At 53.4% G+C, this 4,030-nt stretch carries 3 protein-coding genes and 2 pseudogenes; 1 reads left to right on the plus strand and 4 read right to left on the minus strand.

Annotated features, from left to right (window positions below):
• Positions 1 to 52 precede the first annotated feature (52 nt).
• On the plus strand, positions 53 to 2,053 hold the full coding sequence (locus DOU54_RS26255) for a putative bifunctional diguanylate cyclase/phosphodiesterase (protein ID WP_113732124.1): 2,001 nt from the start codon (positions 53 to 55) through the stop codon (positions 2,051 to 2,053).
• Between the two features lie 137 nt (positions 2,054 to 2,190).
• Here the strand turns inward: DOU54_RS26255 and tnpB are convergent.
• From tnpB to DOU54_RS28330, 4 genes and pseudogenes are all read right to left on the minus strand, one after another.
• A pseudogene (gene tnpB / locus DOU54_RS27240) lies at positions 2,191 to 2,406 on the minus strand (IS66 family insertion sequence element accessory protein TnpB); the annotation flags it as partial.
• Positions 2,407 to 3,341: 935 nt separating this feature from the next.
• Positions 3,342 to 3,533 (minus strand): hypothetical protein, encoded by a 192-nt coding sequence (locus DOU54_RS26265; RefSeq protein WP_113732125.1) that lies wholly within the window; start codon positions 3,531 to 3,533, stop codon positions 3,342 to 3,344.
• Positions 3,534 to 3,662: 129 nt separating this feature from the next.
• Positions 3,663 to 3,848 (minus strand): type II toxin-antitoxin system MqsA family antitoxin, encoded by a 186-nt coding sequence (locus DOU54_RS28325; RefSeq protein WP_233285222.1) that lies wholly within the window; start codon positions 3,846 to 3,848, stop codon positions 3,663 to 3,665.
• 35 nt (positions 3,849 to 3,883) lie between these two features.
• Positions 3,884 to 4,030, minus strand: a pseudogene (locus DOU54_RS28330) (DDE-type integrase/transposase/recombinase); the annotation flags it as partial.

The raw sequence follows: 4,030 nt of genomic DNA on the forward strand, positions 1-4,030 counted from the left end.
ATTCTCCGCATGATTCACGAATAAAATCGCCGATCAGCAGTCCTAAAGATACGTGGGGTGGCCTACGCGCTTACTTTTCATTTTCGAGACCGTTAAAAAAAAGCAACCCTCGCTTTCCATCACGGCGGCCATCTACATTCTTTCATTCGTGCTCGTTCTCGTGCTTGATGGCATCACGTTTCCTTTCATCGCATTTGGTATCAACACACAGATCGTTGCGACCGTCATTGGCGGACTGGCGGGAAAGGTCCTTATCGCAGTTGCCTATGGTATGTCGCTGGCCTTGTTTGTGCTGTGGAAGCGGCAGGCATTTATCCATTATCTGGAAACAGATACCGTTCGATGGCATCTGCTGGCTTCCAGCAGCGCTGATCTGATCAAAGAGATGACCATAAAGGATCAGGACCTTCGGCGTGGGGATATCGTATTCAGGAATTCGACCGAAGGTCTTGCCATCGTCAATCATCTCGGCCAGGTGCTGAAAGCAAATGCGGCTTTTCGGGCGATGCTGGGTATAAATTACGATCACACCGATCGGCACGATACAGATATCAACAAATCATTCTGGATCGACGGGGCGCCCGTTTCGCGGCCGCACGGCGCGGCTGGGCAATGGCGTCGGGAGGTCATGTTTGGAGCGGACAGGCATCGGCCTGGCATACTTTCTATTACCCCTGCCGGCGAGGACGCGAGCGGCGGCGACACCTTTGTTTATTCAGTGACGGACATTACAGAACAAAAGACGGCGCAGGCAAAACTCGAATACCTCGCATCGCACGATCATCTGACCGGCTTACCGAACCGCCGCACTCTTGATAAAAGCCGCGCTGCTTTCCAGAATGTTCCGCATGCATTGATCATAGTCGATCTCGATTATTTTGGGGACGTGAATGACAGCTACGGTCACGGTGTCGGTGATCGCGTGCTCCAATTGATTGCCGAACGACTCGACAATCTCCGCAAAAACTATTTAGCTTCGGGCGATGTCCTCTGTCGCCTCGGGAGTGATGAGTTCGCCTTTCTCATTCAGTCTGGCGATCACAGCTTTATCGAAGGCATCATCGAGAAAATCCAATCTTGCTTCGGCCAGACTGTTCACATCCGCGATGATCTGGAAGTGTTTTCCTCCGCAACAATTGGCGTGAGCTACCACCTTCGTCCCGGAGATCATGATGCCCTTCTTGGGGCCGACGCAGCTCTATACGAGGCGAAACGTTCCAGACGTGGGTCAGTCGGTGTTTATGAAGACCGGCTGACCACGCAGAGCCAGAAGCGGGTGAAGCTGGGGCTAAAGCTGAAAAACGCGATCGCCAACGGCGAACTCGATGTCTATTATCAGCCGCAATTTACGGCTGTTGGCCATGAACTGCATGGCGTTGAAGCACTCGTAAGGTGGTCGGATCCGGAACTTGGTATTGTTTCTCCGGCCGATTTTATCCCGGTTGTGGAGGAAACTGGTCTCATTGAGGCCTTGGGCGAATATGTTCTTGAAAGGGCATGCCGCGACGGGCAGGAATGGCTTCAGGCTGGCTATCTCCCGGTCACGCTATCCGTGAATATATCGGCCAGCCAGTTGCGATTTGGTCGCTTCATACCATTCCTGAGGAGACTTCTGTCAGAAACTGGATTTCCTGCGAGACAGCTTGAGATCGAAATAACGGAGTCAACTTACATCCAGCGCGAAAACGAAGTCTTGCCTCTCCTGAACGAGTTGAGGGAAATGGGCGTAGGGATCGCGATCGACGATTTTGGGACAGGGTATTCGTGTCTGTCCTATCTGGCGGAATTGCCATGCAGCTGTATCAAGATCGATCGTGGCTTTATCACTGATATTCCAACCGACGCCAGACAGTGCAGCTTGACATCTGCCATCATATCGCTTGCGAAAGGTATGTCGTTCAAGGTGGTGGTGGAGGGCGTGGAAACCCGAGAGCAACTGGACTTTCTTACAAAGCAGGGATGCGATCTGATTCAGGGGTTTTATTTTTCTGGGGCCCTGCCCAAGGCGGAATTGGCCGTGCTGCTGAGACGCTCTCCCAATTCTGTCAGTTGATAACTCTGCCGGTTGATCTGGCAAACCCGCTGCGGTTCAGAAAGAGGCTCTCAGCGTATTGTGGAATGAAGGCGGCGCGAGGTTTAATTGCGAAAACAAGCTACGACAGAACTGTTTAACTTCGAACTGAGCATGGGTCAGTTCATCAGTCCGTTTTTGATGCCGGGCCAAGTAAAGCTGTGCTCTTCCAACCGCTTGTAGGCCAGCACGATACCAGTGCCATCCCAGTAGATCAGCTTCAGCCGGTCTGTTTTGCGAGACCTGGACACGAATACTGTTCCCGCAAACGGGTCCTTGTGCAGCTCCTTCTTCACAAGCGCTGCTAATCCATCATGCCCTTTACGGAAGTCTACCGGTTTGGTCGCACCATGATCCGCAGTCGGTTCGAGGGGAAGATCATATCATCGCCGCCAGTGCACGCGCGATCCGGGCTGCAGACGCTCCTTCCTCAAGACGGATCTTAACAGCGCCAACGATAATCTCGGCCTGAGACATCTGTTTGGCGGCGAACGGCTACGGTGCGGACGTCTCCACGACCATGGTCGCGAATTCAATTGCACCCTCTGGCTCAGGCAAAACCAGCTTGCCCTGTCGTGCCGGTGTTCAGATCCACAGATGATTGGCCTTCGGCCCGTGACGGGCCGCGACCTCATTCACCATCACACCCGGCCGCAAGCTTTCTTATACGATCCGCGCCTTTATCTCATCCGGCCATTGCCGATGTATCTCTCGTCGGCCAGGCCGCGTCGTGACAACCTCCAACGTAGTCTCCATGGAAAAACTCCTTGTCACTTTTCCATGAAAACTCGATCGCAGATGAGACGGCAGTGGACAACGTGGGGTGGAACAGCGGTTGCTTTTATGCGGGGGAAGGATTGCTCTTCAGGAAGCGTGCGACCTCGTCCAGAAGATCGATGATTTTTGGCATTGCCAGGCGGTAATAAACTAGGAGTTTGTCACGGCGCGAGACCACAACGCCAGCCGCCCGCCCCCCCGAGCGCAAGTAATACGGTTGCTGGTGCGGGCGAGGCCCGCGACATAATTACTTTGCTCCCTTGAATCGCTGCTCTTCACGCCGGCCCTACCGGAAACCGCCGATGGCGATGAATCCGGCTACACCACTCGCGGACACACGATCCGCATTATGAGGTTAATGTGTGGGGAAAGACCGCTCAATATGATGCCAGCATTTATACTGGTATCAGATTCTGCTCGTCTCCTGGACCGTGGCAGTTCACCGATCGCTTGTTCGCGGATAAGGAGACTTGCCGATGACGCGTCTGGCCAGTCATTCACTTCCGTCCATCTTTTCCCGCAGCCTCAGCTCCATGATCTCTTGAGAAATCAAGCGATGCTGTTCCATCAGCTCATTCAATAGATGTTGGCGAGCCTCGGAAGACACCTTCAGATCGCAAGCAATCGTCATTTGCAGTTCCAGATCCTCCAGCCGCTTGAGCAGTTTTTCAATAGTTGTTAACATGATAAATTTGGCCCGCTTTTTACCAGGTGCGTTGATGCGGATGAATTTGCGATATCGATGTTTCTAATACACCCCCCCAAGCGACGGGGCGAATATTAATAAATGCAACAGCGCCATTCAGTGAAATGCTCATACCACTAAGGATGTACGACGCAATTCGTCAACCAATTCCGGGTGACGGTCAAGGAGGCGTAGCAACTGACTGGTCGGCCCGCTCGGCTCGACCAGTCCGCGTTCGTATTTGTCGAAGGCCTTCTCATCGACCTTGAGTATGCCTCCTGCCTCCCGCTGCGACAGGTTCAGTTTCTGTCGCACGCGCCGGATCGTGGTTGGTGAGGGGATACCAACACCTGCACGATTTCGTCGAGAACATATCCGTCCTGATCGACGGCTCGCCAAAGCCAATGCTTTCGACCGCCGATCGTCACGACCACCTCGTCCAGATCCCAGATATCCTTTCTCGACGGCGTTTTTCTGCGCAGTCGCTTTGCGTAGGC

This window comes from Agrobacterium sp. MS2 (assembly GCF_003261015.1).
Lineage (GTDB): Bacteria > Pseudomonadota > Alphaproteobacteria > Rhizobiales > Rhizobiaceae > Agrobacterium > Agrobacterium pusense.